The sequence below is a fragment of the Paenibacillus sp. R-74696 genome (assembly GCF_055814915.1).
In genome coordinates, this window is sequence record NZ_JBPULM010000045.1 from 371,391 (window position 1) to 394,878 (window position 23,488).

19 protein-coding genes are annotated in these 23,488 nt (G+C 51.4%); 1 reads left to right on the top strand and 18 read right to left on the bottom strand.

Features of this window, described 5'->3' with window-relative positions:
• Window positions 1–12: 12 nt before the first annotated feature.
• The 11 genes from ACSR9A_RS21855 to ACSR9A_RS21905 all read right to left on the bottom strand — a co-directional run bounded on the left by ACSR9A_RS21855 (window position 13) and on the right by ACSR9A_RS21905 (window position 14,067).
• Window positions 13–771, bottom strand: a complete 759-nt coding sequence (locus ACSR9A_RS21855; RefSeq protein WP_473759449.1) for a DeoR/GlpR family DNA-binding transcription regulator — start codon at window positions 769–771, stop codon at window positions 13–15.
• A 26-nt stretch (window positions 772–797) separates the two neighbouring features.
• Window positions 798–2,264, bottom strand: coding sequence for a rhamnulokinase (locus ACSR9A_RS21860; protein WP_473759450.1), 1,467 nt, complete (start codon window positions 2,262–2,264; stop codon window positions 798–800).
• Window positions 2,261–3,481, bottom strand: a complete 1,221-nt coding sequence (gene rhaI, locus ACSR9A_RS21865; RefSeq protein ID WP_473759451.1) for an L-rhamnose isomerase — start codon at window positions 3,479–3,481, stop codon at window positions 2,261–2,263. The genes ACSR9A_RS21860 and rhaI overlap by 4 nt, the downstream gene beginning before the upstream one ends.
• 32 nt (window positions 3,482–3,513) lie before the next feature.
• Entirely contained in the window at window positions 3,514–3,885 is a 372-nt protein-coding gene (locus tag ACSR9A_RS21870; RefSeq protein WP_341282353.1) for a sensory rhodopsin transducer, read from the bottom strand.
• Window positions 3,886–3,907: 22 nt separating this feature from the next.
• Window positions 3,908–5,977, bottom strand: a complete 2,070-nt coding sequence (locus ACSR9A_RS21875; RefSeq protein WP_473759452.1) for a bifunctional aldolase/short-chain dehydrogenase — start codon at window positions 5,975–5,977, stop codon at window positions 3,908–3,910.
• Between the two features lie 884 nt (window positions 5,978–6,861).
• Window positions 6,862–7,071 (bottom strand): DNA-directed RNA polymerase subunit omega, encoded by a 210-nt coding sequence (gene rpoZ, locus ACSR9A_RS21880; RefSeq protein ID WP_341282351.1) that lies wholly within the window; start codon window positions 7,069–7,071, stop codon window positions 6,862–6,864.
• Window positions 7,072–7,086: 15 nt separating this feature from the next.
• Complete coding sequence (gene gmk / locus ACSR9A_RS21885) at window positions 7,087–7,704, bottom strand: guanylate kinase (RefSeq protein ID WP_341282350.1); 618 nt, start codon at window positions 7,702–7,704, stop codon at window positions 7,087–7,089.
• Window positions 7,705–7,717: 13 nt separating this feature from the next.
• A complete protein-coding gene (gene remA / locus ACSR9A_RS21890; RefSeq protein ID WP_005548256.1) occupies window positions 7,718–7,978 on the bottom strand; it encodes an extracellular matrix/biofilm regulator RemA in 261 nt (86 codons plus the stop codon).
• 435 nt (window positions 7,979–8,413) lie between these two features.
• Window positions 8,414–10,309, bottom strand: coding sequence for a bifunctional homocysteine S-methyltransferase/methylenetetrahydrofolate reductase (locus ACSR9A_RS21895; protein WP_473759453.1), 1,896 nt, complete (start codon window positions 10,307–10,309; stop codon window positions 8,414–8,416).
• A 13-nt stretch (window positions 10,310–10,322) separates the two neighbouring features.
• The gene (gene dapF, locus ACSR9A_RS21900; protein ID WP_473759454.1) at window positions 10,323–11,153 is read right to left on the bottom strand and encodes a diaminopimelate epimerase; all 831 of its coding nucleotides are present in this window, start codon (window positions 11,151–11,153) and stop codon (window positions 10,323–10,325) included.
• A 121-nt stretch (window positions 11,154–11,274) separates the two neighbouring features.
• Window positions 11,275–14,067: a calcium-translocating P-type ATPase, SERCA-type gene (locus ACSR9A_RS21905; RefSeq protein ID WP_473759455.1), complete on the bottom strand. Its 2,793-nt coding sequence runs from the start codon at window positions 14,065–14,067 to the stop codon at window positions 11,275–11,277.
• A gap of 188 nt (window positions 14,068–14,255) precedes the next feature.
• Between ACSR9A_RS21905 and ACSR9A_RS21910 the strand changes: the two genes are divergently transcribed.
• The gene (locus ACSR9A_RS21910; RefSeq protein WP_473759456.1) at window positions 14,256–16,049 is read left to right on the top strand and encodes an Rqc2 family fibronectin-binding protein; all 1,794 of its coding nucleotides are present in this window, start codon (window positions 14,256–14,258) and stop codon (window positions 16,047–16,049) included.
• A 236-nt stretch (window positions 16,050–16,285) separates the two neighbouring features.
• On the opposite strand, the gene ACSR9A_RS21915 is transcribed toward ACSR9A_RS21910, so the two are convergent.
• The 7 genes from ACSR9A_RS21915 to ACSR9A_RS21945 form a co-directional block, all read right to left on the bottom strand.
• Entirely contained in the window at window positions 16,286–17,149 is an 864-nt protein-coding gene (locus ACSR9A_RS21915; RefSeq protein ID WP_473759457.1) for a PHP domain-containing protein, read from the bottom strand.
• Window positions 17,150–17,160: 11 nt separating this feature from the next.
• The gene (locus ACSR9A_RS21920; RefSeq protein ID WP_341282344.1) at window positions 17,161–18,072 is read right to left on the bottom strand and encodes a selenium metabolism-associated LysR family transcriptional regulator; all 912 of its coding nucleotides are present in this window, start codon (window positions 18,070–18,072) and stop codon (window positions 17,161–17,163) included.
• Between the two features lie 159 nt (window positions 18,073–18,231).
• Complete coding sequence (locus ACSR9A_RS21925) at window positions 18,232–18,669, bottom strand: hypothetical protein (protein WP_046230588.1); 438 nt, start codon at window positions 18,667–18,669, stop codon at window positions 18,232–18,234.
• Window positions 18,670–18,992: 323 nt separating this feature from the next.
• Window positions 18,993–19,256, bottom strand: coding sequence for a YlbG family protein (locus ACSR9A_RS21930; RefSeq protein ID WP_046230587.1), 264 nt, complete (start codon window positions 19,254–19,256; stop codon window positions 18,993–18,995).
• 45 nt (window positions 19,257–19,301) lie between these two features.
• Window positions 19,302–19,796: a YlbF/YmcA family competence regulator gene (locus ACSR9A_RS21935; protein WP_473759458.1), complete on the bottom strand. Its 495-nt coding sequence runs from the start codon at window positions 19,794–19,796 to the stop codon at window positions 19,302–19,304.
• A gap of 71 nt (window positions 19,797–19,867) precedes the next feature.
• Window positions 19,868–21,724, bottom strand: a complete 1,857-nt coding sequence (locus ACSR9A_RS21940; RefSeq protein WP_473759459.1) for a helicase-associated domain-containing protein — start codon at window positions 21,722–21,724, stop codon at window positions 19,868–19,870.
• A 54-nt stretch (window positions 21,725–21,778) separates the two neighbouring features.
• On the bottom strand, window positions 21,779–23,461 hold the full coding sequence (locus ACSR9A_RS21945) for a DNA repair helicase XPB (RefSeq protein ID WP_473759460.1): 1,683 nt from the start codon (window positions 23,459–23,461) through the stop codon (window positions 21,779–21,781).
• Between the last annotated feature and the right edge of the window lie 27 nt (window positions 23,462–23,488).

Consider the following 23,488-nt stretch of genomic DNA (forward strand, 5'->3'; position numbering starts at 1 on the left):
TAGAACGCCACCTTACACAATCGTCAAATCCATTGATCTTGCCTTCAGCTCGGCAACGGTGTCCGCCCCAATCCGTTTGTCCGTAATAATGGAATGGACTTCACTCAGCTCTGCCACCTGTGTAAAAGCTTGTACGCCGAACTTGCTGGAATCAGCCAGCAGTACGACCTGCTCGGCAATGCCGATCATTTTCAGCTTAATGCGCGCCTGCAGCTCGCTTGACTCGCTAATTCCCCGCTCCAAATGCACGCCCTTGCACGATAAAAACAGCTTATCGACGTAATACGCATCGAGCGAGCGTTCCGCTAGCGGCCCAACGTAGGACAGCGAACGCGAAGCGAGCAGCCCGCCAGTTGAGATAACCTCAATCTTCTCCTTCGAGCTCAGCTCCAGCGCGACCTTAATGGAATTGGTCAATACCGTGAGCGGTATATCCGGCAAATGCGAAGCCATATACCAGGCCGTCGTACTGGCATCCAGTACGATCCGGTCCTTTGGCTTAATGAGCCTAATCGCTTCCTGCGCAATTTGCCGTTTTTCCTCCGCATGAGTAATTTCCCGCTCGGTAAAGGGCGTCTCCGGCTGCTGATCCTTCACGTTCACCGCGCCGCCGTGCGAACGCCGCAGCTTGCCTGCCTGCTCCAAGCGATCCAAATCGCGCCGTATCGTTTCCTCCGTTACGCCGCATAGCTCGCTGAGCTCGGACACTCTTATACTGCCTCTGTCATTCACCAGCTGTACGATTTTTTCATAACGCTCCGCAACCAGCATAAGCCGCCCTCCTTTCTTTCAAAAAACTACAGCCCCGTCACCTGTGTAAACCGGCCGTAAGCGTCCTGCCATGCTTGCTGCTCCGTCGGCTCGTAATGCTCCACCTCGAAGGAATCCCGAATCACCTTGCGCGCTTCCCAAATATCGGCCAGCTCGCCGCGGGCAATCCATTGCACAATCATATTGCCGATTGCGCTGCCCTCAACTGGCCCTGCCCACACCGGCTTGCCGATGGCATTAGCCGTCCACTGGCATAGCAGCTTATTTTGAATGCCGCCGCCTACCATATGCAGACCATTGAACTGCTGCTCGGAAAGCTGCTCTGTTAATTCCAGCACATAACGATATTTTAACGCGAGGCTCTCCAATACACAACGCACAATTGCACCTGGACTGCGCTCAAGCTGCTGCCCTGTCTGCTCGCAATAGGTGCGAATACGTGCTTCCATGCCGCCTGGAGGCAAAAACACCGCTGCATCCGGATCGATGAAAGCAGTGAAAGGCTTCGCTTCTCCCGCCAGCTTGACAAGCTCAGCAAAGGATTGGCCGCGCCCCGCTTGATCCCATTCACGCTTCAGCTCCTGGACAATCCAGAGGCCCATAATGTTTTTGAGCAGGCGGTACGTACCGTCTACGCCACCTTCATTTGTAAAGTTCAAGCGATAGGCTGTCTCATTAATGACTGGACGCTCTACCTCTGTCCCCATCAGCGACCAGGTTCCGCAGCTCAAATATGCGAATGGACGCTGAAGGGCGGGTACAGCCGCAACCGCAGATCCTGTATCATGCTCAGCAACGGCGATTACTGGGATACTCCCAACGCCAAGCTCGGCGCTCACGGAGGAACGAATACGCCCGGCATCCGCTCCCGGCTGAACAACCTGTCCAAACATACTGCGATTCAACCCAAGGCGTTCAATCAATTCGCCATCCCAATCTCCTGTTAGCGGATTAAACAGCTGAGTCGTTGTCGCATTGGAAAACTCATTAAGCATATCGCCCGTCAAATAATACCTCAGCAAATCTGGAATCATAAGAAAATGCTGGGCTTCACGCAGCATCGGTGATCCATTTTGCTGTAAAGCAGCGAGCTGGTATATCGTATTAAAGCTTAAAAACTGAATGCCCGTCCGCTCGAAAATATCCGTCTGCGGAATCGCCTTAAAAACCTTCTCCATCATACCATCCGTGTGGCCGTCGCGATAATGATAAGGATTTCCCAGCAGCTCGCCGCTGCTTCCAATAAGGCCAAAGTCTACAGCCCATGTATCGATGCCGATGCTTTGCGGCTCTGCCTTCAACTGCCCCGCTTTGACCAAGCCTTGTTTGATCTCAAAATACAAGCGAAGAACGTCCCAATGCAGACGCTCTCCCACTTGTACCGGATCATTCGAGAACCGATGTATTTCTTCCACTTCGATTTTGTTGTTGACGAGGCGGCCAAGCAGCGCTCTTCCGCTGCTCGCCCCTAAATCGTAAGCAAGAATGGTCACCAGCTGGCACCGCCCTTGCCTCTCGCTAAAATATCCTTGCCATAGCTGCTGTCCAAATACGCGCGCATTGGATCTAGCGGCAAGCCTTGCTCCTCGCGAACCACGTGCAGCAGCGGCGTAACGTCGAATTCGAACGCTTTGCGAACCGCATCTTCAGCGCCAAGCACATCATCTCTATTTTGAGCATCAGTTACTTCATCATGATTGATCAGCAGTGCTTTCGCGAATTGCGTCTGTACATTCAGTACCGATCGCAGCATCGCTGGAATTTTCTGCTCAATGCTGTGCGATTGGTCAATCATATAGGCGATATTGCTAACGTTGTTGCGAATTGCCTCATCATTATCTTGGCTAGCCAGCAAAATTTGATAGAAAATCAGGAACAGCTCATAAGGATTCGTCGTTCCTACGATGAGATCATCATCCGCATATTTGCGGCTGTTAAAGTGGAATCCGCCCAGGCGCTTCTCGTCAATCAGGTAAGCAACGATATGCTCAATGTTCGCGCCTTGCAGATGATGCCCAGTATCCACAAGCACCTCGGCCTGAGGTCCAAGCTTCATCGCCAAGTTATACGACATGCCCCAATCTGCGAGATCGGTATGATAGAAAGCAGGCTCAAAGCATTTATATTCAATCAGCATCCGCATATGAGGATCAAGTGCACGGTACATTTCAGAAAGCGATTCCTGCATCCATGCTTTACGCTTCCGAATATCGCCTTGGCCCGGATAGTTTGTGCCGTCTGCAAACCAGAGGCTAATATCGCGCGAGCCTGTTTCTTTAGCGATTTGCACACATTCCAGCAAATGGTCTGTCGCTTTGCGGCGAATTTTTTCATTTGCATTCGTTACGCTGCCGAGCATGTACTCGTCTTCCTGGAACAAATTCGGATTAACTGCGCCGATCTTGAGGCCTAGGCTTTCCGCATGGCTTCTCAGCTTGCTGTAATCATCTACTTTGTCCCATGGGATATGAATGGCAACCGATGGCGCAAGGCCGGTGTAACGGTGAACCTGCGCTGCATCTTCGATTTTCTCGAATGGTGTACGTGGAACGCCTTCCTTCTGATAAACCTTGAAGCGCGTACCTGAATCGCCATAGCCCCATGAAGGCGTTTCGATTTTAAGCGTTTTCAATTGCTCTTTGACGGCATCCAGATTAATCCCTCTAGCCTTCTGCTGTTCTTCCAATAGCTGATACGCGCGATCGGACATGTTCAAACACCCTTCCACTATAAAATATTATATTATTTAATTGGATAGCCCATCGTTGACATTAATGCATTTTCCGCTTGCGTGGAATCGAGTCTGCTGTACTGTACAATGACCGGAATGTCGCTTTGCAGTTCAATGGCATACGGAACGCCGATTGGAATCGGCACTCCGTTTTTGCCTAAAGAGCTGGTGCGGACATGCTTGGTACGTCTGGCAGGAATCACGACAAGAATATCGTTCATTGGGTCACGATCCTCGAAGAAGATCGTAATGCGCAGCAATGCTTCTTCTGACGAAGTATTCAGTACACAGATGGACTCATGGCTAGGCAGCGAGCCGGAGCTCGTCTCTGGAATGTAACCGTCCGGTATAAACCAATGCTTTTCTCCCTGAGCTTTATACATATCCGCATCTCTCCTAATAAATTTAGCGGGTAAACGCTGCCGGAACGCCGCCGTCAATCGTCAGCATGCAGCCAGTCGTCTTCTCCGATTTCGATGAAGCAAAGAAAGCAATGCCTTCGGCAATATCACGCGGATAAATATTAACCAGCAGCGTCGTACGCTTGCGGTAATATTCTTCCAGCTGATCCGGCTCAATACCATAAGCTGCTGCGCGCTCATTGCGCCAGCTGCCGTTCCAAATCGCCGAGCCTTGCAAAATAGCATCCGGCAGTACCGTGTTGACGCGAATGCCGAATTCGCCGCCCTCAGCTGCAATACAGCGAGCCAAATGTGCTTCAAGCGCTTTAGCGGAGCTGTAAGCCGATGCATTTTTACCTGCATATACCGAGTTTTTCGAGCCGATAAATACCATGTTGCCGCCGATACCCTGTGCTTTCATTTGCTTGAACGCTTCACGAGCGACAAGGAAATAGCCTGTGCCAAGCACGTTCATGTTCAGGTTCCATTCCTTGAGCGAAGTTTCGTCAAATGGGCTAGATGTAGCAAGGCCCGCATTGTTGACGATAATATCAACGCCGCCGAAAGCAAGCGCAGTAGCCGCATAAGCAGCAGTAACCTGCTCTTCGCTCGTTACATCCATTTTAACGGCAATCGCCCTGTTTTCGCCATACTTGTCATTGATTTCGGCCGCTACTTTCTCAGCGCCTTCCAGATTCAAGTCCGCAAGCACCACATGCGCGCCTTCAGAAACGAGGCGACGAGCTGTTTCGCTGCCGATCCCGCCAGCACCGCCTGTAATAAACGCCACTTTACGGGAGAATTCAGTTTCAGCCGGAGCAAGCGACAATTTGTAAAGCTCAAGCGGCCAGTACTCAACATTGTAGGATTCATTTTCGCTAAGCGATACGAACTCGCCCAGAGCTGTCGCTCCTCTAATAACCGCAATTGCACGGTGGTAAAGCGCGCCGCTGACTTTCGAGTTAGCCCAGCTTTTTCCGGTATTGATCATGCCGACACCCGGGATCAAAATAACGCGTGGAGCCGCTTCAAACATAACATCGCCTTCATGCTTATTGCGTTCAAAATACGCTTTGTATTGCTCTTTATAGGCAGCAACGCTTTCTTTCAGCTTCGCTTTAAGTCCTTCTACATCGTCCGCGTTCGGTGTCCAATCCACAAACAGCGGAACGACCTTCGTATGAACGAGGTGATCTGGGCAAGCAGCGCCTACCTGGGAAACGACACCGGAATTGTGTCCGCCTACAAATTGCAGCACATCGGCTTCGTCATCGAATGTCAAAATCATTTTTTTCTCGTCGCTAACTGCTCCGCGAATCGTTGGCATCACTTGTGCCGCGATGCTTCTGCGGACGTCAGCCGCCAGCGCCTCATGCTTCACGCCGCCAAACAGCTTGGCTTCATCCACGCGTGCCTCAATGTAGGCTTCCGCCTCGCTGATGATTTGAATCGTTTTTGCATAACACTCCTCTGACGTCTCGCCCCAAGTAACCAGACCGTGCTTCTCCATAAGCACAAGCTCAGCCTTTGGATTAGCGAGCACGCCCTCCGCGATCATTTTGGAAAGGGTAAAGCCCGGACGTACATATGGAACCCAGACGAAACGGTCGCCGAAAATTTCTTTCGCTACCGCTTTGCCGTTGTCTGCGCAGCACAAGCTAATAATCGCATCCGGATGCGTGTGATCCACATGCTTGAACGGCAGGAACGCATGCAGCAGCGTTTCAATAGAAGCGCGCGGGTGCTTGGAATCGATCATACAGTTAACCAGATACGCTACCATATCTTCATCCGACATTTCCGAACGTTCGAACAATGGACGAATATCCTCCATGCGCAAACCTGTAAAATTACCTGCTTTCATTGATGCAAGGTCAGAACCGCTGCCTTTAACGAACATTACTTCTACATCACGGCCGCGGAAGTCCTTTACGATTGTTTTCGAGGAAGTGTTACCGCCCCCCCAGTTACATACACGGCGATCAGTGCCAATAATATTAGAACGGTATACGAGTTCACCCAAACCTGCTTCAACTTCTGCTGCAAGAGAGGCATTCCATAAAGATTGTACCATTTTGCAAACCTCCGAAATCATATTTGTTTTTGCTTGTTTTAATACTATCATATTTGTTTATCTTTGAATATATTTATTTCAAACAAAAACAAAGATTTATATACAAGTAATCACACAAGGCAATAACAACATGATTTTTACATGCTAAGCCTCTCACTAGGCCCATCATTAGGCCCCTCACAGCTGGGATGGTTGGGTCTTCGCATTTACTCCCGACTCGTGCAGCCTGCGCCGTTTTCAGCAAGACCTTGCAGATCGCGAATAACCTCACACATAGAAAAAGGCCAACCAGAAGATTCTGGCTAACCTGATAATACGAAGACCATCCTGTACGAAGGATGGTCCAGGATGGTCTTTTACTCACTCTAGGGCGCGTATGAAAACGTAAAAAATCCAGCTACTGATCCTGACTGAATTTAGCTGCAAACAACAATAGGAGCTGCGCCCCTGAAAGGCAGCCTTGTGCCTGGGCTTTTGGCGGACACAGCAGCAGCTATTTCAACCAAATGATGGTTATGGCAGAGGCCGTGGACTCAGGAGACGCTATTTCGCTGCCAAACGGTATTTAGATAGGCTGACGAGGGCCATAACGGCTTTCCTGTCCGCTTACGGCCTCAAATCGTCTAAAAAGCCAGATTAGCGGAACCTCAGTCCTTCAAAACGGAGGTAGCGTATACCGAGCTGTGCAGCCCTGCTACACTCGCATGCTGAGCTTCCTTAAGCCTCCATCAGATCTCAGATTGGTTTCAAATAAGCGCTGAGTAAGGAGCTGCGGCCCCATTTTGGTTTGTATGGACACCCTAGTTTCCGAAACAAAAAAACAACCGCCATAGATGACGGTTGCTCTCCTGAACTGCACATAAGCTGACTAAAGGGCCAGCAGCCTACTCGTCGATCGGTTCCTTCGATTCTACGACAACGATATCGCCGTAAATCTCTTCAAGAGCTACACCGACAAATTTCGCCGATCTTGGCGATTTAAGCTCGGATTTTTCCCCATTGCGCAGCATGCGCGCGCGTCTGGATGCTGCAACGACTAGCGAGTATTTGCTGTCGACTTTCTTAACCATTTCATCAATAGAAGGGTATAACATGTTCCATCTCCTCGCTTAGGCTTTCTCGATTGCAGCTGGCAGCTCGCCCAGCTCCGCTAAATATTTGCTTGCCTTGCAATGCTCGGCGGTAAGGATGCTCTCAATCCGATGACAAGCGGCTTCAATCTCATCATTTACGACCGCATAATCATAATGGCTAAGCAGATTCATCTCTTCTTCCGCCACCGTCATCCGGTGATTGATCGTGTCCTGCGACTCCGTGCCACGCCCTGTAATGCGCTGCTTCAGCTCATCCAAAGATGGCGGCACGAGGAAAATAAACACGCCTTCCGGAAACTTTTCCTTAACCTTCAAAGCGCCTTGAACTTCGATTTCCAAAATGACGTCCTGACCGCCTGCCAGCGTCCGTTCAACGAAATCGCGCGGCGTACCGTAGCAATTGCCGACATACTCCGCATGCTCCAGCAAGGCATCGCAAGCCATCATTTCCTGAAACTGCTCTCGGGTCTTAAAAAAATAGTTTACGCCATCAATTTCCCCTTGCCGTGGCAAACGAGTCGTCGCCGAAACAGAGTATACGAGATTAGGCATCTTTTTTCGCAGAACGGAGCATACCGTCCCTTTACCTACGCCGGATGGACCGGACAATACAATTAACAATCCCTTATTCATAAGACTCCCCGTACTATTCGTCGTTATCGTCATCCTTAGTGGAAAGACGGTGTGCTACCGTCTCCGGCTGTACTGCTGATAGAATAACGTGGTCGCTGTCCGTAATAATTACCGCTCGCGTACGTCTTCCATATGTGGCGTCAATAAGCATATGACGGTCGCGCGCTTCCTGGATAATCCGCTTAATCGGCGCCGATTCGGGGCTCACGATTGAAATAATGCGGTTGGCTGACACAATGTTGCCAAAGCCAATATTAATTAGTTTAATAGCCAAGTAAGCTCCCCCTCCGGTCTCCCTCGTGCAACTGCCCGAATAAACAAGATATTAAGTATAAGTATTTGGACGATGAATGCACTCCACCTGCCAAATAACGGCAGAACTATTGCATTATTGTTGACGAAAAAAGTCCGGGGCATACGTTTTCCGCTAGGCGGACGTATAAACAACATCCGAACTGTACGACAGCCTGTCCTCGACTTGTTATTCCAAACAGTCAGGGAGGCAGTATTCATTAGTATACATCTTAAATGATTTTGGCGCAACGAACAAGGGCAAAGCGCAAATTCTACCAAGGTGAAACGGCTGTCGCCGTCCTCTGGCGGCAAAGCTAACGTTTCGCGGTGAAATATAAGCCCATTTACAAATGTGAAACTTATAAATGCTTATATTTATGAAAATAGCACTTTCCCCTTATTCATTTCAATACTATTAACGATGAACGCCTGTTTTCTCCCAAACATATTCCGTAAGCTGTACTGCCATATCATAGAACATAAACGGCGTAATCAGGTAAATGCCTTTGAAATGGAGCACTGCCTCGTCCAGAAGCTCCTTGGCAATACGGACGCCTTCAGCACGCCCCGCTTCCCCTTCAAGTCCAGCCATCCGCTGGCGAACTTCATCTGACAGCTGGATGCCCGGCACCTCATTGTGCAAGTACTCGGCATTGCGCCCGCTCGCAAGCGGCATAATACCGATAAACACAGGAATCGGAAGATGTTTTGTCGCCTCTGCCACTTGCTTAATCAAAGCCGTGTCGTAGACCGGCTGAGTCATAATGTAATCGGCCCCGGATTTGATTTTCCGCTCCAGACGCTGCACCGCTTTGTCCAAATGCTTCACATTCGGATTGAAAGCGGCACCGACGATAAAATTCGCTTTTTGCTTCAGCGGCTTGCCCGAGAAGGCAATCCCCTCATTAAGCTGCTTCGTCATGCGGATCATCTCAAAGGAGGTGAAGTCATACACGGAGCTGGAATCCGGCAAATCACCAAAGCGTGCCGGATCGCCTGTTACAGCAAGCACATGGTCAATGCCCAGCGCATCAAGACCCATCAAGTGGGATTGCGTACCGATCAAGTTGCGGTCTCGGCAAGCAATGTGCACAAGCGGACGCAGGCCGACCTTCTCTTGCACAAGCGCAGCGAGCGCCAAATTGCTCATGCGCGTAACTGCAAGCGAATTATCCGCCATCGTAACCGCGTCCGTTCCACATGCCTTCAGTGCTGCTGCTCCCGCCATAAACTTGCTAATATCCAAATCGCGAGGCGGGTCCAGCTCTACAATAACGGTATGACGCTCACGAACCGTATCCACGATGTTCGGCTCAGTTGGCACAATAACATCCGGAATTTCCAGTTTCACTGGTGGTTGTTGATTAATAACAAGGGTCTCTGCTTCTGCAACAGCCGTTTCTCCAGCTGCCTGTGAACCGCTTTGCGGTGAATAATGGTTCAGCGCTGCTGCCATAGCAGCGACATGCTCAGGTGTCGTACCGCAGCAGCCACCAACAATACGTGCTCCGTAATCAGCAAATTCGCGGGCAGACGCTGCAAAATATTCCGGCGTTGCCGCATACGTATATTTGCCATCCACATAGTCAGGAATACCAGCGTTCGGAAAAATCGACAGCGGCCATGTTGCTTCCCCTTCAATCGCTTTCATCGCCCTCATAATCCCATTCGGGCCGCTTCGGCAGTTAAAGCCAACGACATCTGCGCCTTCCTCGGTAAGCTGGTCGAACGCCTGTCTCAGGCTGACGCCATCCTGCGTACGGCCAACGTCTTCAACTGCAAATTGGCAAATGACGGGAATATCCGTAAGCTTGCGGGCAATCCGCAATGCCAGCAGCATTTCGTCAAGATCGTAAAACGTTTCAAGCATAAAGCCGTCAACGCCTTCTGTCAGCAGCGCCGCCATTTGGCGCTCATATGCATCGCTGACGCGGACGGTTCTTGTATTTTTAAGCTTTCCGGCGCGAATCGAGCCGACCGCCCCTACTACGTAAGCATCCGGTCCGGATGCAGCGCGGGCAATGCGGACACCGGCACGGTTAATCGCTTCCATTTCCGCTTCTAGGCCATAAATCGACAGTTTTTCCAGGTTTGCCGAAAACGTGTTCGTTTCAATAACCTGTGCTCCCGCTTCATAGTAGCGGCGGTGAACATTTTCGATTACATCAGGGCGCAAAATATTAAATTCCTCATAGGAAACGCCGACAGGGAACCCCATCTGATAAAGATAGGTTCCCATTGCGCCGTCCCCCGTCAAGATGCGCTCAGCGATTGCTGAACGCAAATCCGGTTTGCTGTTCATTTCTCCCATAGCCGTATCCGCCTTATAAAGAGCCGCGGAAAACTTCAGCCGCTGGCCCTGTCATATATACGTGATTGTCCGCTTCATTCCATTCAATGAGCAGATCGCCGCCCTTAAGCGTTACCGTTGCCGTCCGGTCTGTATAACCATTCAGCACCGAAGCAACGACCGTCGCGCAAGCGCCAGTACCGCAGGCAAGCGTCGGGCCAGCACCGCGTTCCCATACGCGCATTTCCGTATGCTCGCGGGAATTGACCGTTACGAATTCCACGTTGATTTTGCGCGGGAACATCGGGTGAGTCTCCAGCTTTGGCCCCCATGCTGCCAAGTCGAAATTAGCCGCATCATCTACATAGATTACGCAATGCGGATTGCCCATAGATACAGCAGTAAAGCGGAACTCATGGCCGTCTACTTCAATCGGATGCTCTACAACCTGCTCCTGGTCAACCGTAGTTGGCACCGCCAGGCCATTCAAAATCGGCTCGCCCATATCTACGCGAACGGTTTGAACTTTACCGCCCTCTACTCTCAATTGTACCGCCTGCGCACCTGCGCCTAGCGTTTCAATCGAAATTAGTTCTTTATTAGTCAAGCCGTTGTCATAAACGTATTTTGCGACGCAGCGAATGGCGTTGCCGCATTGCTCTGCTTCAGAGCCGTCAGAATTAATGATCCGCATGCGGAAATCCGCATTATCCGAAGGCAAAATGTATACGAGACCGTCTGCGCCAATACCGAAAAATCGGTTGCACAAATCGATAGCAAGCTGTGCTGCGTTATCAGGTAGCTGCTGCTCGCCTTCAATAACGATAAAATCATTTCCTAATCCATGCATTTTAGTGAAGTTCATTATATTTACGCTCCTTTGCCGCGGCTATCATTGATAAATAAAAGATTCTGATTAATGATAGCATACTGCAAAGCTTGGATAAACACTATTCACTAAATACATCAACATTTGTACTTTTATGTTATCTCGTCGACATTTTGGAGCCAAACGTCAGCTTGCCCGATTTGTTTTTAGGCTTGGATGTGCCCAGCACGCTGCCAATACCCATAAGGAACGTCGGAATTCCCGCTGCAACAAAGACAAGACACCATTCGCGCAGGCCAAGCGGCACCGTTTTGAAAATAGGCTGCAGCGGCTCAATGTACAGCACACCAAGCATCATAATGAGCGACGATAATACGGCGAGCACCAAATAACGATTTTGCAAAGGATTGCGGTGAAAAATCGAGCGCGAGCTGCGGCAGTCAAACACATGAATGAGCTGCGCCATTACGAGTGTTGCAAACGCAACAGTCTGCGCCTTTACTAAATGCTCGGTGCTTCCCGGCGCCTCGATCAGCGTAATCCAGAATGCCCCCAGTGTACATAAGCCGATCAGCAAGCCGCGGCTAATGATTTTCCAGCCAAGGCGGCGGGCAAAAATGTTTTCTTTCGCCGAACGCGGCTTCTGGCTCATTAAATCCTTCTCCGCCTGATCGACGCCAAGCGCCATCGCCGGTAGCCCGTCGGTCACCAGATTGACCCATAAAATTTGAATCGGCACGAGCGGCAGTGGCAAGCCTACCATCATCGCAAGCAGCATCGTCATAATTTCGCCAACATTGGAGGCCAGCAAGTAGCGTATGAATTTGCGGATATTTTCATAAATATTCCGCCCCTCCTCAATGGCAGAAACAATGGAAGCAAAATTGTCATCGCTCAAAATAAGGGCGGACGCTTCCTTGGATACGTCCGTTCCTGTAATCCCCATGGAAATACCGATATCCGCTGCTTTAATGGCTGGAGCATCGTTTACTCCATCCCCTGTCATTGCAACGACATGCCCTTGGCGCTGAAGCGACTTGACGATGCGCAGCTTATGCTCCGGTGATACGCGGGCATAGACGTATACATTGTCAACGAGACGATCAAGCTGCTCATCGCTCATGCTTTCCAACTGCTTCCCGCTCATCGCAATGCCGCCGCGAGGCATAATGCCCAGCTGCCCAGCAATGGCTTCTGCAGTCAACTGGTGATCACCCGTAATCATCACCGTCTTGATGCCTGCGCGGCGGCATACCGCAATCGCTTCCCTCGCTTCGCGGCGCGGCGGGTCGATCATGCCAGTAAGCCCGACGAATACGAGCTGGCTCTCCGCCTCCGTCTCGCTATTGCATTTATCAGTCGCCCGCAGGTCACGGTAAGCGAGACCAAGCACACGCAGCGCTGACTGGGCCATCTCTTCGCTGGCCTCAGCATATTTCTTCTTAAGCGTGCCTGTGAACGGCACAACCTTGCCATCCCACAGCACATAGCTGCATTGGTGCATGAGCACATCTGGAGCGCCTTTCGCATAAATGACGCGTCCTCCTTGATGGGATGCGAGCACCGACATCAGCTTGCGCTCCGAATCGAACGGGAACTCACGCTCACGCTTGTACAGTCCTTCCAGCGATTTGGCGGTCAAGCCGAGCTTCGCTGCCAGCACAACGAGCGCTCCTTCGGTTGGATCGCCATTGAGCACCCACTCCTGCTTCGCTGCCCCTGCATTTTTGCCACTGCGCTTGCGTCCTTCCTCCGGCTCCATCTGATAAATCGAAGCATTGTTGCACAGCGCCGCAATTTGCAGCAGCCGTTTAAGCGAGGCGTCGTGCTTCATATCAACGGGCTCCCCGCCCTCCATAATGGCGCCGACGGGCTCATAGCCCTGCCCAGTTACATCGAAGCGCCGTCCGCCCATCCAAATGGTCGTGACGGTCATTTTATTTTGGGTCAGGGTACCTGTTTTGTCTGAACAAATAACCGAGGCACAGCCAAGCGTCTCCACCGACGGCAGCTTTCGGACGATGGCCTTGCGCTTAATCATCCGCTGCACGCCGAGCGCGAGTGCGATCGTCACAATAGCGGGCAGGCCTTCCGGAATGGCCGCAACAGCAAGGCTGACGCCAGCCAAAAACATGCCATATGCAGGCTGCCCATGCAAAATTCCTGCTGCAACAACGATAATCGTCAGGCCGATGGCGACGGCAATCAAAATTTTTCCAAGCTGCTCCAGCCTGTGCTGCAGCGGCGTTTCCATCGACTCCGTCTGCTGGATAAGCTCAGCAATCGTGCCCATCTCCGTCTTCATTCCGGTACGAATGACCATGCCCTTCGCGGTGCCCCGTGTGACCATCGTGCCCATAAAGCCAATGTTGCGCTGATCTCCGAGCGGCAGATCCGCCTCAGAGATCGCCATCGCATGCTTGCCGACAGGCACAGACTCGCCGGTTAGAGCCGACTCCTCCGTATAGCAGCTATTCGCCTCAAGCAGCCGCACATCAGCCGGAATCCGGTCCCCGCTCTCCAGCACGATGACATCGCCAACGACCAGTTCCTTCGCTGGAATGTCCATCATTTGCCCGCCGCGCAAAACCTTGGCCGATGGGGCCGACATCTCTTTTAGCGCATGCAGCGACTTTTCTGCACGAAACTCCTGCACGAAGCCGAGCACGGAATTAATGACGATAATAGCGATAATCGTTACCGCGTCCAAATATTCGCCCAGAAGCCCCGATATAAGAGTAGCGCCCATGAGCACCAATACCATAAAATCCTTGAACTGATTAAGAAACAGCATGATCGGCGATACCCGCTTGCCTTCGGTCAGCTCATTGTGCCCATCCCGCTGCAACCTTTCCGCCGCTTCAGCGGCAGCCAGCCCCTGCTCCGGGATGCTGTTCAGCGCTTGCGTCAGCTCCCCTTTACCCAATTGATGCCATTTCAATTGTTCCATCGCTTCTTTTCCCTCCCGTATATGCCTCAGCGCCCCTCGGACAGCCTCTCAAGCCTAAATGTATTCGGACAACCCGCAAAATATCCCAACAAGGGGTTAAGTTTTTGCCTCAACTATGGCATGATAGAGAGATACGTACCGATTTCAGGAACCCTGAGTGACCTGAAACATAAAGGAGCTAGCGAAATATGGCCTTAGACGGCATTGTCATACATGCAATAACCGATGATTTGCAGCGCTGCATCGGCGCACGCATTCATAAAATCCACCAACCGACAGCAAACGACCTTATTTTCAGCATTCGCGGAGCCGGAATGAGCGGCAAGCTGCTGCTTTCAGCCAATCCTACGTATCCGCGGCTTCATTGGACAACGGGCACTTATGTCAATCCAATGGAAGCCCCGATGTTTTGCATGCTGCTGCGCAAATATTGCGAGGGCGGCGTCATTGAAGCGATTAGCCAGATCGGACGGGAACGAATTATACATATCGATATTCGGCACCGCGACGAGCTCGGTGATTTATCCTTGAAACGCATTATTATTGAGATTATGGGGCGGCACAGCAACATTATTTTACTGGATCCGGCTACGGGTATCATCCATGACGGCATCCATCATGTCACGCCATCCATCAGCAGCTTCCGCATCGTCATGCCGGGCAGCAGCTATGTATCTCCCCCAGACCAAGGAAAGCTTGACCCGTTTTCCATTGCCCGAGAAGACCAGTTTCACGAAGCGTTCCACAAGCCAGAGCCAGCTCACACGCAAGCAGCTGACGATGAAGCTGACAGCGCGCCAGCAGCGGTGAAGCAAGCTAATGCAGATGCTCCCGTTTCTCAGCAGCTGGTAGAAGCTTTCAGCGGTTTAAGTCCGCTGCTCGCCAAGGAGATTGCGTACCGCGCCAATGATTCCGCAGCAGCCTTATGGCCGAGCTTTTCTGCTTTAATGGACAAAGCAAAGCAGGGCGAATTTGAGCCTGCCATCGTGACGAATGCTAAAGGCAAGCCGTATTTCTCCGTCACAGCGCTTACGCATTTAGAAGGGGAAACCGCAAGCTTCCCTACCGTCAGCGAAATGCTTGAGGCCTTCTATGGCGACAAAGCCGAACGGGATACGGTGAAGCAGCGCGCCTCCGATCTGATTCGTTTTGTGCAAAACGAAAAATCCAAAAATATTAAAAAAATAAACAAGCTGGAAGAAACGTTGGTTGACGCGCATGATGCCGATAAATACCGCGTCCTTGGCGAGCTGCTTACCGCCTACATGCATCAAATCCAGCGTGGGGATAAAGTAGCGACATTAGTTAACTTTTATGATGAAAATCAAGCGACGGTCACAATTGAGCTTGATCCGCAGCTCACGCCGTCCGACAATGCACAGCGCTATTTCCGCCGCTATACGAAGCATAAGAACAGCATCGCTGTCGTTGGGGAACAGATGGAGCTGGCAAAGGCAGAGATTGATTATTTGTCCTCCCTGCTTCAGCAGCTCGACAATGCGTCGCTTGCCGACACGGAGGAAATTCGCGAGGAGCTGGTTGCGCAGGGCTACCTGCGTGATCGCAGCAGCAAGCGTGGGCCAAAACGCAAAAAGGCGGCCCACCCTTCCTTGCTCTGCTACACCTCTTCCGAAAACATTGCGATTTATGTAGGCAAAAACAATACGCAAAACGAATATTTGACGAACCGTCTCGCTTCTTCCTCCGACACCTGGCTGCATACGAAGGACATCCCGGGTTCGCATGTCGTCATTCGCGGAGGCAGCTTTGGCGATGCTACACTTGAAGAGGCGGCTATGCTGGCGGCGCATTACAGTCAGGCAAGATCGTCCAGTATGATCCCGGTGGACTATACGATGATTCGCCATGTGCATAAGCCGAGCGGAGCCAAGCCTGGCTTCGTCATCTATGACCATCAGAAGACGCTTTTCATTACGCCAGACGAACAGCGCATTAAAGCACTGCCTTCAAAAATCACCTAGCTAAAACAGTAGGCTTCAAAAGGTCAGCCTCATCTGCACCATCTAACCTTGCCTACACGCCACAAGTGCAAAGTGCAAACGGCTATCGCCGTCCTCTGGCGGTAAAGCAACCGTTTCGCGGGTGAAATATACGCCGATTATAAGGGCGATACTTATATTCTTATATTTAAAAAAAGGACGTGAACCCGCTGCTAAGCACAGCTGGTCACGTCCTTTTTGTTTATTAAGATCTATTTTTACAAATTCACGTCGTTCAATCCAGACTTCAATTGCTTCAGGACACCCACATCCACCGTCCGGCTGCCGATTGCGCCGTGAAATACTTTGCCTTCCCGTTCGCCGTGGTAATCAGAGCCTCCGGTTATAATCAGGCTATATTGCTCAGCAAGACGCAAGTACCTTGCTTCCTCCTGCGGCCCGTGGTCAGAGTGATACACCTCAATGCCCTGAACGCCGCCGCTGCGTATCAATTGCTCCACCAGCTCGTCGTTGCCGTATAGGCCAGGATGAGCCAGCACGCTCACGCCACCCGCTTCTTTGATCCAAGTAATCGCTTCATAGGGATTTACACGAGGCGGATTGACATAGGCAGCGCTTCCCGAAGCAAGATAACGGTCAAACGCCTCCCGCATGTTGGAGACTGCTCCTTTACGAACGAGCAGCTCCGCGATATGCGGACGGCCTACCGTCTTCCCGCTGACCGCGCCCCCAGAGTGCTCCAGTGCAACCGCCGTAACCTCCGCAAGCGTTATGTCTATACCCAGCTCTACCAGCTTGGCAACAATTAATTCATTGCGAATGTCGCGGACAGAACGCAGCCCCGTAAGACGCTGCTGCCATAATTCATCCCGCCAATTCGCATAATAGCCGAGCACATGTATGTCCTGACCATCTGCAATCGTACTAAGCTCTACTCCCGGCACCACCGTGATGCCTACACGCTCACCCTCCGCCAGTGCCTCTTCCACACCAGCCATCGTATCATGGTCGGTAATCGCAATAGCTGCTAGACCGGCTGCCTTTGCAAGCTGCACATTGCTGCTGGGAGAGCCTGTACCGTCCGAAGCTGTCGTATGTGTATGTAAATCTACCTTTCCCATAACTTCACTCCTCATAGCCATTTCCTCAAATCATTTTCCCTAAGAAACGTTAAAAAAGTGACCGCAGAAATCGGCAGCAGCGCAGATTTCAAATAAATGGAATAAAACTGCCGTTTAAACTTCGTATCCACAATCGGCACGCTATGCAGCAAGCCCAGCGCAATTTCATGCTTGGTCGATGAGGAGGACAGAAATGAAATGCCTAAGCCCGCTTCTACCGCACATTTTACCGCGCCAGTGCTCCCAAGATCCATGACGACCTTCAGACCTGCAGGATCAATATTTTTGCGCTTAAGCTGCTCTTCCATCACAAGCCTCGTTCCTGAACCTTGCTCGCGCAGCACAAAAGGATAGCTCGCTGCCTCGGTAAGCGTCACATCCGTACGCCCCGCTAGCGGATGTCCCTGCGGCACAACGAGATGCAGCTCATCGCTCATGACGGCCTCCATCTGCATATCCGGATGATTGACTGGCGCTTCAATGAGACCAAAATTCAGCTGGTGATTAATAATATCCTCCATTATTTGCGCCGTATTCATCACCTTCATGCTGATGGCAATGTCCGGATAAGCTTGCCCAAAGGGACCAAGCAGCCGAGGTAATATGTATTCGCCTATTGTCAAACTGCCTCCAAGCAGCAGCCGTCCCTTTAATTGCTTCGTAAACAAGCTCATCGCTTGATCTGTATCTCTAATTAGCTCAATGCTGCGTCTCGCGTATGGCATCAATTCCTGCCCCGCTTCCGTCAGCTCGATCCGCTTCGTTGAGCGCAGCAGCAGCTTCGTGCCAAAATAATCCTCCAGCGACTGAACCTGCATCGTCACCGCCGGCTGGGTCATATGGAGCGCTTGTGCCGCAGCCGAGAAGCTGCCCCGCTCCGCAACGGTATAAAAAATATGCAGTTGATGAAAATTAAGCGCCATCTGTCCGACCACCCTTTCCTCTGCCCTACATTATACTATATGGCTAGGCCAAAACGCACGAAAAAGCGCAAGTCTCGTTCATCGCACGGCTAGCTGCTGCTTCACCATGCTTGCGAATCGAAGATGCGCTTTCTTTTTTAATTAAGTATAAGGGCTGGTTTATTTTTTCTTGCGGCTATTTTTAACGAGCGTCATCCGCCGGGAATGGCGCAGCCAGGAATAATAGGATTTCAAATCTCGTAGCTCCATCGTCTCCGACATTCGGCCAAGGAATGTCACGATAATCATTTTGTGCAGCGGGTTCCCCAAGATGTCCGTATCAGTCAGGGAAGGCGAAAATTCGGCTACGAATACCAAATCATTGTCAATTAAATAAACATCCTGCTCATTGCGGTAATACGACTCGATTCGGCCCTGCTTCAAGCATTCCCACAAAAACTCTGCGATGTCCTCATAGCCCGTTTTCTCATGCTCGACACGATCAATCCAGCGGCTACGGGCATGATTCGTAATGACAATATCAGAAACTTTCATATCGCCCAGATCGACATAGAATGTTTCATAGGTGCTCCAACGTTTCGTCAACTTGTCCTTCATCACGAATCCTCCTCCTAAAGAACCAGGCCTTTATGACTATTATATCAAGTATTTTACCATGATTGACCGATTTTACAACAGAAAAAATGCTGAATTTTAAAAATAACAGTTGACGAGACGGCTCCGCGGCTCCAGTTCTGATTATGAACCCGCCATAGGCTTGCAAACTCAGCATATCCCTTTACTTTCATGAAACCGATTTTTGCTTCGCTCTTCGATGAGGTTCATTTCATAATCATACTGAATCATATTGAGCATAAAAAATAGCCCAGGTGGGTTGTCCCCATCTGGGCTATTGCGCACAGCCTGTTCGCTTCTAGCAGCTACATGCTGTAAAACCTTGTTTTGTCTTCACTGTCTTTCGTGTATTCCGTTCGCAGCTCATTCCGGAAGGAACGTTCAATTCTGCGAACGAAAGGCAAACGTCCAATATTGCGCAGCACTTCTTCGGCACGTTCGGCATTTACGTAAATGACGACATAATGCATTTTGCGCGACATGTAATGAACGGTGCCGTGTTTTTCAAGCGATCTTGCCGCCTTCAGGTCACTGACCCATATAATATAACCCGTCCGTTCCGGTAACAATACTATTCCCTCCACCTGTGTAAAATTCACACCGAGCAGAGCCGCCTAGCCGCAGCCGCCGCTTCCACAGCCACAGGATCCGCCGCTTCCGCAACCGCCGCCGCTTGCTTCATTGCTCGGCACTTTAATCGTATCCGATACTGATTCTGCAATGGTCCGTGATACCTCGAACAGCATGGTATCAACAGCCTGCTCCGCCGATTTGAAACGAACGACCGCCTCGATTTGAGCCAGCTCAGCTTCAACCGCCTTAATTTTATCTTTAGCTGCATGAAAATCAGGATGAAAACGACCAAAACGCTGGCATTCCTCAAACAGCTCTTTCGCCTTTTCGAACTTCCTGGTCAGCGACTTAACATCAGCATCCTCGCTGACTGCGTCTTTCCAATATAAATATTCGGCAACCTCAGCCGACTGATTAATCCAATCACCCAGCTCGTAAGCACAAAGCAGCAGCGACGCCATATCGAGCGAAGAAACACCGCTTGCACCTTCAGGGTGTATGGGCAGAACAGCCGAGAGCTCCTTAGTAGCAGGCATTTTTCCACCTCATTTCATTCGCTTACTTCCTTATCTATCATAGCATACTAGCTTAAATAGTACATACCATTTTATGTATGAAAATTAATTCCTGGAACAAGCAGCCTCATAGCCTGCCAGCTTTCAGGCGACAACCTCACGCTTACCCCATATTGCGCTCCCGAGAAGCTGCCCGTGATCGACCAGCTATTGGATTCCGCATGCAGCTCCCAAGGCACAAAAGAAACGATTTCTTCCTCCAGATGCAGCTCAACTGGTGTTTGCCACTGCAGCGCACGCTCCATCATCTCCCGGCTTGTGGAATGATGGTAGGCGCGGCGCTGGTTCAACCAGCTCGCGGGTATTTGCTTTAGCCCCGCATAGCTGCCCTGCTTGTCCTCATCATCATGCTGGATAAGCTCGTAATGGCCAAGCCAGTCCTCCTGCCTTGCTCCATATACAGCCATTTTATAAACCGGATACATCCGCAAATCAGCTGTTAGAAACTGCTGGGAGCTATTATGAAAGGAAGGATACTCTCTGCCTTCTCCTATGCTGCCCCCGCCAGATACTGGTTTGCTTAGCTGATCCAGCTTGCCTCCCCAGTCTCGCAGCAGCGGCGCTGCCTCCGCTGCCGCGTCAGGGCTCCCGGAAGCCCATTCCAGAAAAGCAAGCATCGCTGCTTCCGATCTCCCGAAAGCAAGGGCTCGTTCAATCGACTTGCGGCTAAGCCGATACAGTCCTAGCTGTTCCTCGCTTACCCGTTCGGCCATAAGCTCCAGCTCCCAGCGTATACGCCCGTCGCATTCCGGAAGGACGATAATTTCCCCGTTTGGCTGCACAATGACAGCTTCACTTTCATTTGGAAGCGGTGCCCATGAATCAACTGCCCCCTGCTGGGGATCAATCATCCAGCGAAACCAGCTGCGATCCCCAGGCAGCTCTATCCGCTCAAGCCAACCAAAAGCATGCAGCGTATCCAGCCAACCGACCAGCTGCTGCTCATCACCTAAAGCCAATTGACCCATTGCCGTTGCAGCAGCCTCGCTCTGCACATCGTGCAGCCACTCACGAGCCTCATACCAATGCCCCGCGGCAAGCATAGACAATGCAGCTGTGCCCTGTGCCAAAAGCGGCTGCCGATATAAATAAAACTCCACAATCAGGCTGTGCAGACAAGCTTCGCGCACCAAGCTGTTTAAAATCAGCCACTGCTCCAGCTTTTCCTTTACCCATACGAGCCGTTCCTCTTCCTCCTCCAGCACACCTAGCCTTATAGCCGTTTCCAAAATAAAGGCAGTCATGCGCCCGTATTTGCGTACCCTATCATCCGATATATTCAAGCAGGCGATGTTTTCCTCCCTAAGGGTAACGGCGATCCCTAGGCGGGCAATTATTTTTTTAGGCAAAATCCCTTTATTCGTCAGCACAAGCCCGCTTCGCGCAAGCTCCGTCCAGGCATCAAGCAATTGAAGCCCCAGCAGCCTCCCGGAAGCTCGAAACTGCACTTCGCCATCTGCCAAAGTATCCATGTCCTTCGCCTCCAAATGACAGGGAAACAGCAGCTGCTGCCATAGCGTAAAGCTGTCACGAGGCACAAAATAAATGCGCTCGCCCCAATTGCGGCTTACCGAAAATACGAGCCCGCCGCGCTGCAATTCGGCCAGAGCCCAGCGAAACTCCGCGCCTGACATGCGCGCCAGCTTCGGGCCAAAGCGAAAAAGCTTCTCTTCAGGAGCTGGATCAGCCCCCGCAAGCTTTATGACCGCTTTCAGCGCCGCAAGCGTCGTAGAAGATAGCGATTGAATGGCCTCAAGCACGGAACGGCGATCCTTAACAGCATCGCTCCACTGCCTATTTTCTTTAACCGCATACCACCACATCGGTGCTTCCATAAACGTTTGCTGCCGATAATCCGTCAGCTTGTCGGCGAGCTCGTGGACGTACATTTTTTCTCCCCCTAGATAATTTGGATCGGATTTCTTTACTTAATTCATGAGAAACTACTCCCGCGATTCCAACGCATAGCGATATCCCTGCTCCACCATGAACAGCTGGCGCCGCAAGGCAAAATCCAGCTCCTTGGTGCCATCGCTAACAACGGTATAAAACCATGCTTCGTTTCTGCCTTGCTTTGGCCTGAGAATGCGCCCAATGCGCTGAGCTTCCTCTTGCCTAGAGCCATAGCTGCCCGATATTTGAATGGCTACTGCCGCATCCGGCAAATCTACAGCAAAATTGGCAACCTTGGAAACCGCCAGCACAGGAACCTCACCCGAGCGGAAACGGTCATACAGCAGTTGGCGCTTATCCTGCTCCAGCTCTCCGGTTATAACGGGAATTGCGAGCGTTTCGGCAACCGCATGCAGTTGATCTAAATATTGCCCAATAATGAGCGTTGGGACGCCCTCATGTCGCTTCAACAGCTCCGTAATGACGTCTGCCTTCGACGGATTTTCTGCAGCAAGGCGCAATTGGGAGCGTGGAGCGGCCGCCGCATAACGCTTGCGGACAGCCTCATCCAGCGGTATGCGAATTTCGGTGCAATGAACAGCCGCAATATGTCCCTCTGCTTCTACCGCCTTCCACAGCCATTCATACTGCTTCGGACCTATGAGCGAAAAAACATCCTCCGCGCAGCCATCCTCGCGTACGAGCGTTGCCGTCAGACCAAGCCGCCTCGTCGCTTGAATATCCGCCGTCATTCGAAATACAGGTGCAGGCAGCAAATGCACCTCATCATAAATAATGAGCCCCCAATCGCGCTCGGAAAATAAATTCATATGCTGATAGTCTGCCGACTTCGCCCTGCGGCTCGTCAAAATTTGATAGGTGGCAATCGTCACCGGACGCACCTGCTTCAGCCCGCCAGCATATTCTCCTATTTGTTCATCCTGCAGCGTTGTTTTGTCCAGCAGCTCGCGCTTCCATTGCTTGACCGAGGTTGTACTTGAGGTCAAAATCAGCGTCGCGCTGCTTAGCTTTGCGAGTGCAGCCAGCCCGACAACCGTCTTGCCAGCTCCGCATGGCAGCACGACGACCCCGCTGCCGCCATGCACGGAGCCTTCGGCGCAGAACACATCTACCGCCTGCTGCTGATAGCCTCGCAGCTCGAACGGCATGCCGTGGCGCGTTTCCTCGCGCAGCTGCACCATCAGCGCCTCACCGGCGTGATAGCCCGCCTGATCGATGACGGGATAACCGAGCCGGGCCAGCTCCTGCTTGAGCAGCCCTCGCTCCCCCCCACGAATCTCCACACCTAAACCGTTCTGGCATGCTGCCAAATCCGGGTTTGTTAATTTCGGCCTGATATGCGGATGGAGGTCCAGCTCCGTGATAAGCTCTGCGCTGCCGCTTAGCATGAGCTTGTCTCCCGCAAGCTCAAGATGCAGTTTGCCGTATCTTCCCATCCATTTGCGTATGCTCATTTCCGTATAGGTCGGGATGCTCGATGAAGCATACTCCATCAGCAGCGCCATGACATCCTCTGCCGCCATGCCTGACGCGCAGGCTTGCCATAGCGTCATGGCAGTCATCCGGTACGTATGCCACCCTCCCGGGCGCTTGACGAGCTCTGCGATAGCAAGCAGCCTTCCAGCGGCCTCTTCTGCCCCGGCTTGCTTCATATTGAGCAAAAGCGTCATATCGCTTTGAACAATGAGCGGCTTGCCGCTTGGCTTCAGCATAGAAAGCCCTCCTTTTCTGTCAGTATG

Excerpts from the sequence above, each read along its gene's own strand:
- ACSR9A_RS21855 (WP_473759449.1), bottom strand. The coding sequence starts at position 771 with ATGCTGGTTGCGGAGCGTTATGAAAAAATCGTACAGCTGGTGAATGAC.
- rhaI (WP_473759451.1), bottom strand. The coding sequence starts at position 3,481 with ATGTCCGATCGCGCGTATCAGCTATTGGAAGAACAGCAGAAGGCTAGA.
- ACSR9A_RS21870 (WP_341282353.1), bottom strand. The coding sequence starts at position 3,885 with ATGTATAAAGCTCAGGGAGAAAAGCATTGGTTTATACCGGACGGTTAC.
- ACSR9A_RS21875 (WP_473759452.1), bottom strand. The coding sequence starts at position 5,977 with ATGGTACAATCTTTATGGAATGCCTCTCTTGCAGCAGAAGTTGAAGCA.
- rpoZ (WP_341282351.1), bottom strand. The coding sequence starts at position 7,071 with ATGTTATACCCTTCTATTGATGAAATGGTTAAGAAAGTCGACAGCAAA.
- gmk (WP_341282350.1), bottom strand. The coding sequence starts at position 7,704 with ATGAATAAGGGATTGTTAATTGTATTGTCCGGTCCATCCGGCGTAGGT.
- ACSR9A_RS21895 (WP_473759453.1), bottom strand. The coding sequence starts at position 10,309 with ATGGGAGAAATGAACAGCAAACCGGATTTGCGTTCAGCAATCGCTGAG.
- dapF (WP_473759454.1), bottom strand. The coding sequence starts at position 11,153 with ATGAACTTCACTAAAATGCATGGATTAGGAAATGATTTTATCGTTATT.
- ACSR9A_RS21905 (WP_473759455.1), bottom strand. The coding sequence starts at position 14,067 with ATGGAACAATTGAAATGGCATCAATTGGGTAAAGGGGAGCTGACGCAA.
- ACSR9A_RS21910 (WP_473759456.1), top strand. The coding sequence starts at position 14,256 with ATGGCCTTAGACGGCATTGTCATACATGCAATAACCGATGATTTGCAG.
- ACSR9A_RS21915 (WP_473759457.1), bottom strand. The coding sequence starts at position 17,149 with ATGGGAAAGGTAGATTTACATACACATACGACAGCTTCGGACGGTACA.
- ACSR9A_RS21920 (WP_341282344.1), bottom strand. The coding sequence starts at position 18,072 with ATGGCGCTTAATTTTCATCAACTGCATATTTTTTATACCGTTGCGGAG.
- ACSR9A_RS21925 (WP_046230588.1), bottom strand. The coding sequence starts at position 18,669 with ATGAAGGACAAGTTGACGAAACGTTGGAGCACCTATGAAACATTCTAT.
- ACSR9A_RS21935 (WP_473759458.1), bottom strand. The coding sequence starts at position 19,796 with ATGCCTGCTACTAAGGAGCTCTCGGCTGTTCTGCCCATACACCCTGAA.
- ACSR9A_RS21940 (WP_473759459.1), bottom strand. The coding sequence starts at position 21,724 with ATGTACGTCCACGAGCTCGCCGACAAGCTGACGGATTATCGGCAGCAA.
- ACSR9A_RS21945 (WP_473759460.1), bottom strand. The coding sequence starts at position 23,461 with ATGCTGAAGCCAAGCGGCAAGCCGCTCATTGTTCAAAGCGATATGACG.